Source organism: Variovorax sp. Varisp36 (assembly GCF_047304235.1).
In the GTDB taxonomy this organism is placed as follows: Bacteria; Pseudomonadota; Gammaproteobacteria; order Burkholderiales; family Burkholderiaceae_C; genus Variovorax.
Genome location: NZ_JBGLYU010000008.1, coordinates 93,452 through 106,136, shown reverse-complemented (window position 1 = coordinate 106,136; position 12,685 = coordinate 93,452). Strand labels below are relative to the sequence as shown.

At 67.0% G+C, this 12,685-nt stretch carries 12 protein-coding genes and 1 tRNA gene; 5 read left to right on the top strand and 8 right to left on the bottom strand.

Going from position 1 to position 12,685, the window contains the following annotated elements:
• Position 1: 1 nt before the first annotated feature.
• Genes rutC through rutA form a run of 3 tightly spaced genes read right to left on the bottom strand, consistent with a single transcriptional unit; the run spans position 2 to position 2,334 of the window.
• Positions 2-394 (bottom strand): pyrimidine utilization protein C, encoded by a 393-nt coding sequence (rutC, locus tag ACCD11_RS07515; protein ID WP_007837393.1) that lies wholly within the window; start codon positions 392-394, stop codon positions 2-4.
• A 22-nt stretch (positions 395-416) separates the two neighbouring features.
• A complete protein-coding gene (gene rutB / locus ACCD11_RS07510) occupies positions 417-1,208 on the bottom strand; it encodes a pyrimidine utilization protein B (RefSeq protein ID WP_413313298.1) in 792 nt (263 codons plus the stop codon).
• A 13-nt stretch (positions 1,209-1,221) separates the two neighbouring features.
• A complete protein-coding gene (rutA, locus tag ACCD11_RS07505) occupies positions 1,222-2,334 on the bottom strand; it encodes a pyrimidine utilization protein A (protein ID WP_007837390.1) in 1,113 nt (370 codons plus the stop codon).
• Positions 2,335-2,551: 217 nt separating this feature from the next.
• On the opposite strand from rutA, the gene ACCD11_RS07500 reads away from it, so the two are divergent.
• From ACCD11_RS07500 to ACCD11_RS07490, 3 genes are read left to right on the top strand one after another with little or no spacing between them, the layout of a single operon-like run.
• On the top strand, positions 2,552-3,004 hold the full coding sequence (locus tag ACCD11_RS07500; protein WP_007837388.1) for a YybH family protein: 453 nt from the start codon (positions 2,552-2,554) through the stop codon (positions 3,002-3,004).
• A complete protein-coding gene (locus tag ACCD11_RS07495) occupies positions 3,004-4,032 on the top strand; it encodes a YheT family hydrolase (RefSeq protein ID WP_413313297.1) in 1,029 nt (342 codons plus the stop codon). Before ACCD11_RS07500 ends, ACCD11_RS07495 begins: the two co-directional genes overlap by 1 nt.
• A gap of 19 nt (positions 4,033-4,051) precedes the next feature.
• The gene (locus ACCD11_RS07490) at positions 4,052-4,615 is read left to right on the top strand and encodes a DUF2946 family protein (protein ID WP_007837384.1); all 564 of its coding nucleotides are present in this window, start codon (positions 4,052-4,054) and stop codon (positions 4,613-4,615) included.
• Positions 4,616-4,690: 75 nt separating this feature from the next.
• On the opposite strand, the gene ACCD11_RS07485 is transcribed toward ACCD11_RS07490, so the two are convergent.
• The 4 genes from ACCD11_RS07485 to ACCD11_RS07470 all read right to left on the bottom strand — a co-directional run bounded on the left by ACCD11_RS07485 (position 4,691) and on the right by ACCD11_RS07470 (position 11,280).
• Positions 4,691-5,293, bottom strand: coding sequence for a c-type cytochrome (locus ACCD11_RS07485; RefSeq protein WP_007837382.1), 603 nt, complete (start codon positions 5,291-5,293; stop codon positions 4,691-4,693).
• 115 nt (positions 5,294-5,408) lie between these two features.
• Positions 5,409-6,830: an efflux transporter outer membrane subunit gene (locus tag ACCD11_RS07480; RefSeq protein WP_413313295.1), complete on the bottom strand. Its 1,422-nt coding sequence runs from the start codon at positions 6,828-6,830 to the stop codon at positions 5,409-5,411.
• A complete protein-coding gene (locus tag ACCD11_RS07475) occupies positions 6,823-9,987 on the bottom strand; it encodes an efflux RND transporter permease subunit (protein ID WP_007837379.1) in 3,165 nt (1,054 codons plus the stop codon). The genes ACCD11_RS07480 and ACCD11_RS07475 overlap by 8 nt, the downstream gene beginning before the upstream one ends.
• 18 nt (positions 9,988-10,005) lie before the next feature.
• Entirely contained in the window at positions 10,006-11,280 is a 1,275-nt protein-coding gene (locus ACCD11_RS07470; RefSeq protein ID WP_413313293.1) for an efflux RND transporter periplasmic adaptor subunit, read from the bottom strand.
• A gap of 180 nt (positions 11,281-11,460) precedes the next feature.
• Between ACCD11_RS07470 and ACCD11_RS07465 the strand changes: the two genes are divergently transcribed.
• Both ACCD11_RS07465 and ACCD11_RS07460 read left to right on the top strand, forming a co-directional pair.
• Entirely contained in the window at positions 11,461-12,129 is a 669-nt protein-coding gene (locus tag ACCD11_RS07465; RefSeq protein ID WP_413313291.1) for a TetR family transcriptional regulator, read from the top strand.
• A 43-nt stretch (positions 12,130-12,172) separates the two neighbouring features.
• Positions 12,173-12,247, top strand: a tRNA-Arg gene (locus ACCD11_RS07460).
• Between the two features lie 10 nt (positions 12,248-12,257).
• Here the strand turns inward: ACCD11_RS07460 and ACCD11_RS07455 are convergent.
• On the bottom strand, positions 12,258-12,515 hold the full coding sequence (locus ACCD11_RS07455) for a hypothetical protein (RefSeq protein WP_413313289.1): 258 nt from the start codon (positions 12,513-12,515) through the stop codon (positions 12,258-12,260).
• Between the last annotated feature and the right edge of the window lie 170 nt (positions 12,516-12,685).

Below are 12,685 nucleotides of genomic sequence, written 5' to 3'. Positions count from 1 at the left end.
GTCAGGCCTTCTTGCCGACGTGTGCGATCGAGGCGATCTCGATCAGCGCATCGGGCTTCACGAGGCCGCACTGGATGCAGTAGCGCGCGGGCTTGGTGCCGGGAAAGAACTCGGCATACACCGCGTTGATCTTCGCGTAGTCGGCCCAGTCCTTGAGCATGATCTGGTTGAAGGTCACGTCGTCCATGGTGCCGCCCGCGGCTTCGACCACGCCCTGGATGATGGTGAGTACATGCCTTGCCTGTGCGCTCGCGTCGCCGACGTGGACCACGTTGTTGTCCTTGTCGAAGGGCAGCGTGCCCGACACGTAGAGCACGCCGTCGGCGAGCGTGCCGGGAACATAGGGGGCGAGTGGCACGCCGGTGCCGGGCGGGATGATGGCTTGCTTGGGCATGAAGAGAGCTCCTTGAAAAGAATCAGACGGTGGCCGCTTCGGCCGGTGCGGGTTGGGTGATGGATGCGGGTGCGAATGTGCTGCAGAAGTGCTCTACCGTGGAGACCCATCCGAAGAAGGTCTCGACGTTGTAGACCGATGCCTTCTGGATCGCGGGCCCGCCGAGTTCGTGCGTGGCGTCCTCGAGCATCACGGCGAAGTATTCGAGGTGGAAGGCATCGCGCAGCGTCGATTCGACGCACACGTTGGTCGCGATGCCGGTGAACACCAGGTGGCGGATGCCGCGTGCACGCAGCGTGCTGTCGAGCGTGCTGTTGAAGAAGCCGCTGTAGCGCGTCTTGGGCACGACGATGTCGCCGGGCTGTGGCTTCATCTCTTCGATGAGGTCATAGTCCCAGCCGCCCTTGGCGAGGAACTTGCCCTGCAGCTCGGGCCTGGCGCGCATGGTCTTGAGCGCGTTCGACTTGTGCCAGTTCGGCGAGCCGGGGCCGCCGGCTTCGATGTACGCCGCGTCCCAGCCGTTCTGCAGGAACACAACGAGCATGCCGGCCGCGCGTGCCGCTGCGATGGTGCGCGCGATGTTCGCGATGGTGCCTTGCGCGCCCGAGATGTCGAAGCCTGCCGAGTCGACATACCCGCCGATGGAGGCGTAGGCGTTCTGCATGTCGACGACGATCAGCGCGGAATCGGTCGCGTGCAGCGCCAGTGGCTCGGGGCGCGCGGGCAGCACCTGCGGTGCGGGGGCGCCGGGCAGCCGCGGTGCGCCAACGGGGATGTTCGATGTGAGAGTCGTGTTGCGTGCGGGAGTGCTCACGTGATGCTCCTGCTCAGGCCGCGAGGCGCTCGGGCTCGGCCTGCGAAGGCACGGGGCTCTGCACATGCGCGCGGCTCTTCATGAGCGGCTGGATGCGCTCGCCGAAGGCTTCGACGCCCTGCACGAAATCGTCGAAGGTCAGCAGCACGCCTTCGGTGCCGGGCACCTCTGCCATTTCGTCGAGCAGGCGCGCGACGGTGGCGTAGGAGCCGACCAGCGTGCCCATGTTGATGTTGACGGCGGAGGTCGGGTCGGCCATCTGGCGCACGTTGGTGTCGGCGCCCGACTTGGTGTCGGCTGCGCCCTGCTGGCCCAGCCATGCAATCGCTTCATGGTCGGCGCCGGCCTTGTAGTGCTCCCACTTGGCGCGCGCGGCGTCGTCGGTCTCGTCGGCGATCACCATCATCAGCACGTAGGTGGTGACGCTGCGGCCGGTCTTCGCGGTGGCCTCGATGAGCTTCTCGGCCGCGGGCGCGAAGGCCTTGGGCGTGTTCACGCCCTTGCCGAAGCAGAAGTTGTAGTCGGCGTACTTGGCCGAGAACTCCATGCCCGCGTCGCTCTGGCCGGCGCAGATCACCTTCATGTCGGCCTGCGGCTGCGGGCTCAGGCGGCAGTCGTCCATCTTGAAATGGTCGCCCTTGAAGTCGGACTGGCCGGTGCCCCAGAGGTCGCGCAGCACCTGGATGTATTCGCTGAGGTACTGGTAGCGCGTGCCGAAGAACTGGTCGCCGGGCCACATGCCCATCTGCGAGTACTCGGGCCGCTGCCAGCCGGTGACGAGGTTGAGGCCGAAGCGGCCATTGGAAATGGAGTCGATGGTCGACGCCATGCGCGCCACGATGGCCGGTGGCATCACCAGCGAGGCGGCCGTGGCAAACAGCTTGATCTTGCTGGTGACGGCGGCGAGGCCGGCCATCAGCGTGAAGGATTCGAGGTTGTGGTCCCAGAACTCCGTCTTGCCGCCGAACCCGCGCAGCTTGATCATGGACAGCACGAAGTCGACACCGTAGCGCTCGGCCTTCAGGGTGATCTGCTTGTTGAGTTCGAAGCTGGGCTTGTACTGCGGCGCGTTTTCGGAAAGCAGCCAGCCGTTGTTGCCGATGGGAATGAAGATGCCGACGTTCATGGAAGCGCTCCTGTTGCGAGGTTGCGAAGCTCCTTGCATGCGCCGTGCCAGTTGAATAAGTTGTTTTGAATCAATGGGTTAGGGAAAAATTGCATCCACGTTTTGACCATTTGGTCCAAAGTGGAGCAGGTGTTCTGCCGGGATTGCGGCAGCACGGTGCAGCATGGACCAAAGCGGTGCAGTGCCGCCGTCACGCACGGCGCGGCAAAATCACGCCATGCCCAAGACCCCACTCCGCGCCGCCGCAGCCATCGGCGGCACTGCCGACGACGTCGAAGCGGCCTTCTACGAAGCGCTGCAGCGCGGCGACATCGACGCGCTGATGGCCTGCTGGGCCGACGAGGACGAGGTGTTCTGCGTGCATCCCGGGGGCCCGCGGCTGGTGGGGGCCGTGGCGATCCGCGCGGCCTTCGAGCAGATGTTCGGCAACGGCGCGATCCACGCCACGCCGGCGCGGGTGCGCAAGATCGAGTCGCTCGCCAGCGCCGTGCACAACGTGCTCGAACGCATCGAGGTGCTCACGGCCGAGGGCCCGCGCCATGCCTTCGTGCTGGCCACCAACGTCTATCACAAGACCGTCCAGGGCTGGCGCATGGTGGCGCACCATGCAAGCCCGGGCAGTGCGCGCGAACCGGACGAAGCGAACGATCCGCCCCAGGTCCTGCACTGATGTCTTCCTTCGTCGCCACCTCCGGTCCCGTTTCCGCGCCCCAGCCGCTGGACTACGCGGCGCCGCGCTGGCTGCCCGGCGGCAACCTGCAGACCATCTGGGCCGCGCTCTATGCGAAGCGCTTCGACGGGCCGGCCCCGGTCTACCGGCGCGAGCGCTGGCCCACGCCCGACAGCGACTTCATCGACGTCGACTTCGTCGATGCGCCAATGCCGGGCCCGAGGCCGTTGCTGGTGCTGTTCCACGGGCTCGAAGGCTCGTCGCGCAGCCACTACGCCGAAGCCTTTGCCGCATTCGCCGCATCTCGCGGCATGGCCTTCGCCGTGCCGCATTTCCGCGGCTGCAGCGGCGAGCTGAACCTGGCGCCGCGCGCCTATCACTCGGGCGACTTCGAGGAGATCGGCTGGATCCTCGCGCGCATGCGCGACCAGCATGCACGCAAGGGCGGCGGGCCGGTGCTGGCGGCGGGCGTGTCGCTCGGCGGCAATGCGCTGATGCGCTGGGCCTCGGAGGCGGGCGAGAGCGCCTCCGGCGTGGTGAGCGCCGTGGCATCGGTCAGCGCGCCGCTCGACCTCGCGGCGGGCGGCGAAGCCATCGGGCAGGGCTTCAACCGGCTGGTCTACACGCGCATGTTCCTCGCGACCATGAAGCCCAAGGCGCTGGCCAAGCTGGAGCAGTTCCCGGGGCTGTTCGACCGCGAGCGGCTGATGTCGTCGCGCAACCTCTACGACTTCGACAACGTCTTCACCGCCCCGCTGCACGGCTTTCGCGATACCGAGGACTACTGGACGCGCGGCTCGGCCAAGCCCCACCTGGCCTCGGTGCGCGTGCCCGCGCTGGTGGTGAACGCCCGCAACGACCCGTTCATTCCCGCGGCGAGCCTGCCGAAGCCCGGCGAGGTCGGCGCGCACGTCACGCTGTGGCAGCCCGCGCACGGCGGGCACGTCGGTTTTCCGATGGGCCAGCCGCCGGGGCATGTGCGCGGCATGCCGGAGCGGGTCGGCGGCTGGCTGGCAACGCACGTCTGAGGGCGAGCAAAATAGCGCGATGGACGACATCGTCAAACAAGCCCTCGCCAAATGGCCCAACGTGCCGCACTGTTACGGCTGGCTCGGCCTCGACGCGCGCGGCAACTGGTACATGCGCGACGACCGCACCCAGGCCATGGGCCCGTTCCGCGCGGCCAAGGGCTCGATGCTCAGGCACGACAAGCTGATCGACTTCATCCACCGCAACTACGAGCACGACGACGAGGGCCAGTGGTTCTTCCAGAACGGGCCGCAGCGCGTGTATGTGGAGCTGGAGGCTGCGCCGCTGGTGTGGCGCGTGGCCGAAAAGGAGGGCGGTGGGTTCACCGTCACGTCCCACACCGGCAAGGCGGTGGAGGTGTCGGGCTGCCTGCTCGATGGTGAAGGCCGGCTCTATCTGGTCTCGCCCCTCGGGCTTGGACTGGTGCACACGCAGGACGTGGGCATCGCCGCCGAGGCGGTCGAGCGAGGCCTGTGGACGCCGGAGGCGGTGCAGGCCAGCGAACTGCCCGACCGCTTCGGCCATGTGCTGAGCCCGGCGCAGCGCCATGCCGGCACGGCTTCCGCGCCGGCGAAGCCCTGAACTCCGCAGCCTGCCGATCCGCCAATGAAGAAAGCCGGCGCTGGGCCGGCTTCTTCGTGTGACTAGGGGAAACGCTTACTTGGCAGGAGCACTGGCCGCAGAGGCTGCGCCTTCAGCGGGGGCTGCGGCTGCCGGGCGGTCGGGCACCGGGAACTTGGCGCCGCCGGCATTGGCCATGTAGACCACGGCGCGGCCCACTTCGAGGTCTTCGAAGTCGCCGCCGCCTTGCGCGGGCATGGCGCCCTTGCCCTTCAGGGCATGTTCGAGGAGGGTGGCATAGCCCTGGCCGATGCGCGGGCCCCAGGCGGCCGCGTCCTGGAAGTGCGGTGCGCCGGGAATGCCGGGCGCGCCGTGGCAGGCGACGCACTGGGCCTTGAACACGGCCTCGCCTGCAGCGAGCGGGCGGTTGGCGTCGCGGATCTCGATGGTGCCGACCTTCCTGAGGCGTTCGGCCACTTCGCGGTCTCGCGCTTCCTTGGTCACGCCGTAGAGCGCCATGTTGTCGCCTTCCGCGGTGCCGGCGGGCTTGGTGCCCGAGACCACGTAGGAGACAAGACCCACGATGATCAGGATCGGGGCAATGAAGGAGAAAAATACCGCGAGCAGCAGTTGCTTCGGGTTCTTGATCGGCCCGGTGTGGGCTTCTTCTGTGGCCTGGTAATGCGGGTCTGCGCTCATTGGCGTCCTCAATAACGGGGGCTCGTCGGGGGGCTTTTCCTAACCAACCGGCGATTATAGAGAGGCCCCTTGCCCGAAGGGACAAGGGACCACCCTTATCGAGCGCCTCGGCGCATCAACCCTTGTCGCGTGCGGCCCAGCCGCCGCCCAGCGTCTTGTACAGCGTGACCTGGTTCTGCAACTGCAGCAGGCGTGTCGTCACGGCCGATTGCTGCGCAGTGAACAGCGAGCGCTGCGCGTCGAGCAGATCGAGCGCGCTGGCAATGCCGTTGCGGTAGCGCAAGTCGGAGAGCTTGAAGCGCACGGCTTCCGCGTCGGCCTGCGCACGCTGCGCGCGCACCTGCTCGCCCAGCGTGGCGCGGCCCGCGAGCGCGTCGGCCACTTCGCGGAACGCCGTCTGGATCGACTTCTCGTACTGCGCCACCGCGATCTCGCGCCCGGCCTTGGCCGAGTCGAGCGTGGCGATGTTGCGGCCGGCATTGAAGATCGGCAGTGTCACCGACGGCGCGAACGACCAGGCCTTGGAGCCGCGGTCGAACAGGCCCGAGAACTCGCTGCTCGCGGTGCCGATGGAACTCGTCAGCGACACGCGCGGGAAGAAGTTCGCGCGCGCGGCGCCGATGTTGGCGTTGGCCGCGATCAGCTGCTGCTCGGCCGAACGGATGTCGGGCCGCTCGGCCAGCAGGTCCGAAGGCAGGCCGGCCGGCACGTCGGGCATCGGCTGGATGCCGTCGAGGCCCTTGACCCCGCCCGCCGTGGCTTCGGCCGGCACCGGCGCGCCCAGCAGCAGGGCGAGGGCGTTCTCGTCCTGCAGGCGCGCACGCTGCTGCTGCGCATAGGAAGCGCGCGCCGTTTCCAGCAGCGAGTTCGCGGCCTGGAAGTCGAGCTCCGACGACACGCCGTTGTCGAAGCGCATCTTCGTGAGGCGCACCGACTCCTCGCGCGTGACCATCGTCTGGCGCGTGATCTCCAGCAACTCGTCGTCGGCCAACAGCGTGAGCCAGCCGTTGGCGACCGACGCGATCAGGCTGATCTGCACCGCCTTGCGCGTCTCGTCCGTGGCGAGGTACTGCGCCAGCGCCTGGTCCTTCAGCGCGCGGATGCGGCCGAAGAAGTCGATTTCCCAGGACGTGAAGCCGACGCTGACGCTGTACTGCGAGGCCACGCTGCCGGCGCTGCTGTTGTAGACCTGAGCCGGGTTGGGGCTCGAGCGCGAGCCGCTGCCCGTCAGGCCGAGTGCCGGGAACAGATTCGAGCGCTCGATCTGGAACTGCGCGCGCGCCTGCTCGATGTTGAGCACCGACACCCGCAGGTCGCGGTTGTTCGTGAGCGCCGTCTGGATCAGGCCCGCGAGCCGCGGGTCGGTGAAGAAGTCCTGCCAGGGCAGGTTGGCCGCGGCCTGGCCGGGCGGTTGCGCCGGATCGCCCGGGAAGGTGGTCGGCACCGGCGCCGCGGGACGCTCGTAGGTCGGAATCAGCGAGCAGCCGGCCAGCAGCATTGCCGCGGCCAGGGCTGTGGGAATCAATTTTTTAGTCATGTGCTTTCTCTTCCGTGATGCCGGCGGCTTCCGCATGCCGCTTGTCGACCTCGTGCTGGCGCGCACTGCCCTTGAACAGCGTGCGCACCACGACGAAGAACACCGGAACGAAGATCACGGCGAGTGCCGTACCCGTCACCATGCCGCCGAGCACACCCGTGCCGATGGCGCGCTGGCTGGCCGAACCGGCGCCCGAGGCGATCACCAGCGGTACCACGCCCAGGCCGAAGGCCAGCGAGGTCATGATGATCGGGCGGAAACGCAGATGGGCTGCGGCCAGCGCCGCTTCGATGACGCCCTTGCCCTGCGCTTGCAGATCCTTGGCGAACTCGATGATCAGAATCGCGTTCTTCGCCGAGAGGCCGATGATGGTGATCAGCCCCACCTGGAAGTACACGTCGTTCGAATAGGCGCGCAGCATCGTGGCCAGCAGCACGCCCAGCACGCCGAGCGGCACCACCAGAATCACCGACAGCGGGATCGTCCAGCTTTCGTACAGCGCGGCCAGGCACAGGAACACCGCCAGGATCGCGAAGCCGTACAGGATGATGGCCTGCGAACCCGCGAGCTTTTCTTCACGCGACTGGCCGGTCCATTCGAAGCCGAAGCCTTGCGGCAGCTGCTTGGCCAGCTTTTCCATCTCGGCCATGGCGGCGCCCGTGCTGAAGCCCGCGGCGGCGGAGCCGCTGATGCGGATCGCGGGATAGCCGTTGTAGCGCACCGTCTGCGTGGCGCCCGTGACCCACTTGGTGGTCGCGAAGGCCGACAGCGGCACCGGCTGGCCCTGCGTGTTGCTGGCGTTCAGCTTGAGCAGGTCGTCGGGCTGCATGCGTGCGGGCGCATCGGCCTGCACCACCACGCGCTGCAGGCGGCCGCGGTTCGGGAAGTCGTTGATGTAGCTCGAACCCAGGCCCGTCGACAGCGTTGCGTTGATCGCATCGAAGGTCACGCCCAGGGCGCTGGCTTTGTCGCGGTCGATGTCGATCTGCAGTTGCGGCGCGTCTTCCAGGCCGTCGGGGCGAACCTGCGTCAGGATCTTGCTCTGCGAAGCCATGCCCAGCAGCTGGTTGCGTGCGTTGATCAGCGCCTCGTGGCCTGCGCCCGAGCGGTCCTGCAGCCGGAAGCTGAAACCGCTCGCGTTGCCCAGTTCGGGAATGGGCGGCGGGCTCAACGGGTAGATGAAGGCGTCGCGGATGCCCGAGAGTGCCCCGAAGGCACGTCCGGCCAGCGCGCTGGCCGAGTGGGCCGGATCTTTGCGTTCTTCCCAGTCCTTGAGCGTCACGAAGGCGAGGCCCGCGTTCTGGCCCTGGCCCGAGAAGCTGAAGCCCATCACGCCCACCATGCTCTGCACTTCGGGCTGCTTCAGGATGAAGCCTTCGACCTGCTGCATGACCGACAGCGCGCGCTCCTGCGTCGCACCCGGCGGCAGCTGCACGTTGACGATGATGTTGCCCTGGTCTTCTTCCGGCAGGAAGGAGCTCGGCAGGCGTGTGTAGGTGAACACCACCGCGCCGATGATCGCGACGTAGATGATCAGGTAGCGCGCGGCGCGGCGCAGGATGCGCGCGACGATGCCTTCGTAGCCCTTGGCCGTGCGCGTGAAACCGCGGTTGAACCAGCCGAAGAAGCCGGTCTTCTCATGGTGGTGGCCGGCTTCCACTGGCTTGAGCAGCGTGGCGCACAGCGCCGGCGTGAGCGACAGCGCCATGAAGGCCGAGAAGCCAATCGACGTCACCATCACCGCCGAGAACTGGCGGTAGATGTTGCCCGTCGAACCCGCGAAGAATGCGAGCGGCACGAACACCGAGATCAGCACCACCGTCACGCCGATGATGGCGCCGGAGATCTGCCTCATGGCCTTGCGCGCGGCTTCGAGCGGCGAGAGCCCCTCCTCGCTCATGATGCGCTCGACGTTCTCCACCACCACGATCGCATCGTCCACCACGATGCCGATCACCAGCACCATGCCGAACATGGTCAGCACGTTGATCGAGAAGCCGAGTGCGAGCAGCGAGGCGAACGTGCCCAGCAGCGAGATGGGCACCACGATGGTCGGGATGAGCGTGTAGCGCCAGTTCTGCAGGAACAGGAACATCACGATGAACACCAGCGCCACGGCTTCCAGCAGCGTCTTGACCACTTCGGTGATCGAGATCTGCACGAAGCGCGAGCTGTCGTATGGAATGTTCCACTTCACGCCCGGCGGAAAGAAGCGCTCGAGCTCGGTCATCTTGGCGCGGATCGCCTTGGCCGACTGCAGCGCGTTGCCGTTCGGCGTGGGCTGCACGCCGATGCCGACCGCGGGCACGCCGTTCAGGCGCGCCGAGGTCGCATACGACTGGCCGCCGAGTTCGACGCGTGCCACGTCCTTCAGCCGCACGGTCGAGCCGTCGGTGTTGGCGCGCAGCACGATGTTCTTGAACTGCTCCACGTTGGCGAGCTGGCCGTTCACCACCACGGTGGCCGCGATGGCCTGGCCGGGAATGTTGGGCAGGTCGCCGATCGTGCCGGAGGACACCTGGGCGTTCTGCGCCTTGATCGCGTTGTTCACGTCGGTGGCCGACAGGTTGAAGCCTTGCAGCTTGGCCGGATCGATCCACACGCGCATCGCGTTCTCGGTGCCGAACAGCTGGGCCTGGCCCACGCCCACCACGCGCTGCAGCTCGGGCACGATGTTGCGCGAGGCGTAGTCGCCGAGCGCGACGGGGTCGAAGTTCGGGTTGTCTGAAGACAGCATCGCGAACAGCAGGAAGTTGTTGCGCGACTTGTCCACGCGCACACCCTGCTGCGTCACGGCGGCCGGCAGGCGCGGCGTGGCGCGCGAGAGCCGGTTCTGCACATCCACCTGCGCGAGGTCGGGGTTGGTGCCGGCTTCGAAGCTGATCGTGATGGAGCCGGTGCCGTCGGCCTGGGCCACCGATTCCATGTAGATCAGGCCCGGCGAGCCGTTCATCTCGCGCTCGATGACGGACAGCACGCTGTCCTCCAGCGTCTGCGCCGAGGCGCCGGGATAGGCGGTGTTGATGACGATGGCGGGCGGCGCCACCGGCGGGTACTGCGAGATCGGCAGCTGGGTGATTGCCACGCTGCCCATCACCAGGATGAACAGCGCGATCACCCACGCGAAGATCGGGCGGTCGATGAAAAATTTGGCCATTTGCGGGCGCTTTCCTGATTACTTCTTGTCGGTCTTCTCGGCCGCGGCAGCCGCCGCCGGTGCGGCCCCCGCAGCGGCGGGCGCGGCTGCGGCATTCGGGTTGGGTTTGGTCCACGGCACTGCCTTCACCGGCGTGCCGGGCGGCATCATCTGCAGCTTCTGGAAGCCGTCGACCATCACCTGCTCGCCGGCCTTCAGGCCATCGAGCACCACCCACTGGTTGTCCTTGGCGGCGCTGATCTTCACGGTGCGCTTGCTGATCTTGCCGTCCTTGTCGACCACCGACACCGTGTCACCCTGCTGGGTGCGCGTGACGGCCTGCTGCGGCAGCGTGATCGCGTTGGTGGCCTGCGCCTGTTCGAGCTTCACCCGCACATACAGGCCGGGCAGCAGTTCGCCCTTGGGATTGGGCACTTCGGCGCGCAGCGTGACCTGGCCGGTGGTGGAGTCGACCGTGAGGTCGGAGAACAGCAGCTTGCCTTCCAGCGGGTAGTCGCTGCCGTCTTCCAGCACCACGCGGATGCTCGCGGCTTCCTCGCCGCTCGCGCGCTTGTACTGGCCGGCGGCCACCGCGCGGCGCAGCTTCATCGCGTCGGAGGCCGACTGCGTGAAGTTCACGTACAGCGGGTTGATCTGCTGCACCACCGCGAGCTCGGTGGCGTCGCCCTGGCCCACCAGCGCACCTTCGGTGACGAGGGCGCGGCCGATGCGGCCGGCGATGGGCGAGGTCACGTCGGCATAGCCGAGGTTGATCTTGGCCGTCTGCACCGCGGCGCGCCCGGCGGCCACGTCGGCTTCGGCCGTTTTCTGCGAGGCCACGGCCGTCGCGTATTCCTGCTTGCTCACCGCATTGGCCTCGACCAGCGGCTTGTAGCGGTCCGCCAGGGCCTTGGCTTGCACCGCGTTGGCTTCGGCGCGCGCCAGCGTGGCCTGGGCGTTCTGCGAAGCGGCCACCAGCGGCGCCGGGTCGATGCGGAACAGCAGCTGGCCGGCCTTCACGTCGCTGCCTTCGCGGAATTCGCGCTTCAGCAGGATGCCCGAGGCCCGGGCGCGGACCTGGGCGATGCGGGAGGCCTCAAGGCGGCCGGGCAGTTCGGTAACCAGTCCGACGTCGGTCGGCGCGGCCACGACCACACCCACCTCGGGTGCGGGGGGATGCCCGCCGCCGCCAGCGCCCGGGCCAGCGGGGGCATCGCTCTTGCCGCAGCCGGCGAGGACCAGCAGGACGACGGCTGCCACGGTCGCGAGACGCGGCGAAAAGGACGAATGACGCGAAACATGCAGGAGAGGCATGCGATTCCTTTGAAGCGAAAACAGGAGATGGCGCATTCGCGGGCGAACCGCAAACCTGTACAGCCAGGCGGGCCATCGGGAAAGCCGGCTAGTTTACATACATTCATGGATGTATAGTGACAGCCGAGCAATGGCCCCACGATACAGAGAGGGCGTTGCCTTTACAAATCTGGAGATTTAGTGGCACGTCGTACGAAGGAAGAAGCACTGGCCACGCGGCATCGATTGCTCGATGCTGCGGAGCTGCTGTTTCAGGCGCAAGGCGTTTCGCAGACCACGCTGCAGCAGATCGCGCAGCAGGCCGGCGCGACGCGCGGCGCCATCTATTGGCATTTCAAGGACAAGGCCGACCTCTTCAACGCGATGATGGAACGCGTCATCCTGCCGCTGGAGGCCTTGCAGAAGGCGGCTATCTCTCCCTTCATCGACGACCCCCTGGCCGAGATCGAGGACGGCATGGTTCACGCGCTGACCCTCATGACCACCGACCCCCAGGTGCGCCGCGTGTTCGACGTGGCGACCCACAAGGTCGAATACACCCACGACATGGCGTCGGTGCAGCAGCGCCACCTCGACGCCCGCAATGCCTGCGTGAGCGATTTCGAAAAGGCCCTGCGCCTGGCCGCGCGCCGCAACCACGTCAAGCTGCCGGTGCCGGGCCACGCGGCGGCGCAAGGGCTGCATGCGCTGATCAGCGGGCTCATCCAGAACTGGCTGCTCGACCCCGAGGCCTTCGACCTCGTGCTGACCGGCAGGCGCACGTTCCGGGTCTACCTGGCGGGGCTCGGGTTCGCCCGGCCGCTGCCGGGAACCCCCGCCGTGAACGAAGCCGAAACAGTCGGCGCCTGATAGGCGATAATGTGTGGCTCCGGTGCATGCCGGACCCCAATTCCTCGCTGTATTTCAACGGATAGAATTCGGCCCTCCGAAGGCTGAGATCCAGGTTCGATTCCTGGCGGCGGGACCAAACACTGAGATCACAGCGTCTCACAAAGCCTCAAACCCGCACGTCTTCCCCAGCGTAGCGGGTTTTTCTTTGCCTCATGTCGGATCACGGCGTGGCATGACAACGACTCGCGTCGCGCGCCTTCCTCGTGCAAGGTGACCTGCGGGTCCTTCATGGCAATCACCTTGCCATTGCACATCTGTCCATCGCGCCAGTCGAGGAAGCGCGCCGTCTGGCCGAGGTTCGTATTTGTGCGCACGGCGATGATCCGTCGCGGGTCGCCCAGCATGCGTTCGATGATGGCGCCCGGTCGGAACAGCTCCAGGCTCTGCTTGCGCGATTGAGCGCATCGATCAGCTTCGGATCGGTGCCTTGCGGGTTCACATCGAGCGCCACGACCGCCGCCACACTTCTAAGGGTTTGCGTTGACAAGATGAAGGTCAAACCCTGTTCCGGAGC

Bases quoted from the DNA above. Each gene is read 5' to 3' on its own strand.
- ACCD11_RS07470 (WP_413313293.1), bottom strand. From the start codon at position 11,280: ATGCCTCTCCTGCATGTTTCGCGTCATTCGTCCTTTTCGCCGCGTCTC.
- rutC (WP_007837393.1), bottom strand. From the start codon at position 394: ATGCCCAAGCAAGCCATCATCCCGCCCGGCACCGGCGTGCCACTCGCC.
- ACCD11_RS07495 (WP_413313297.1), top strand. From the start codon at position 3,004: ATGTCTTCCTTCGTCGCCACCTCCGGTCCCGTTTCCGCGCCCCAGCCG.
- rutA (WP_007837390.1), bottom strand. From the start codon at position 2,334: ATGAACGTCGGCATCTTCATTCCCATCGGCAACAACGGCTGGCTGCTT.
- ACCD11_RS07475 (WP_007837379.1), bottom strand. From the start codon at position 9,987: ATGGCCAAATTTTTCATCGACCGCCCGATCTTCGCGTGGGTGATCGCG.
- ACCD11_RS07480 (WP_413313295.1), bottom strand. From the start codon at position 6,830: ATGACTAAAAAATTGATTCCCACAGCCCTGGCCGCGGCAATGCTGCTG.
- ACCD11_RS07455 (WP_413313289.1), bottom strand. From the start codon at position 12,515: ATGCTGGGCGACCCGCGACGGATCATCGCCGTGCGCACAAATACGAAC.
- ACCD11_RS07485 (WP_007837382.1), bottom strand. From the start codon at position 5,293: ATGAGCGCAGACCCGCATTACCAGGCCACAGAAGAAGCCCACACCGGG.
- ACCD11_RS07500 (WP_007837388.1), top strand. From the start codon at position 2,552: ATGCCCAAGACCCCACTCCGCGCCGCCGCAGCCATCGGCGGCACTGCC.
- ACCD11_RS07490 (WP_007837384.1), top strand. From the start codon at position 4,052: ATGGACGACATCGTCAAACAAGCCCTCGCCAAATGGCCCAACGTGCCG.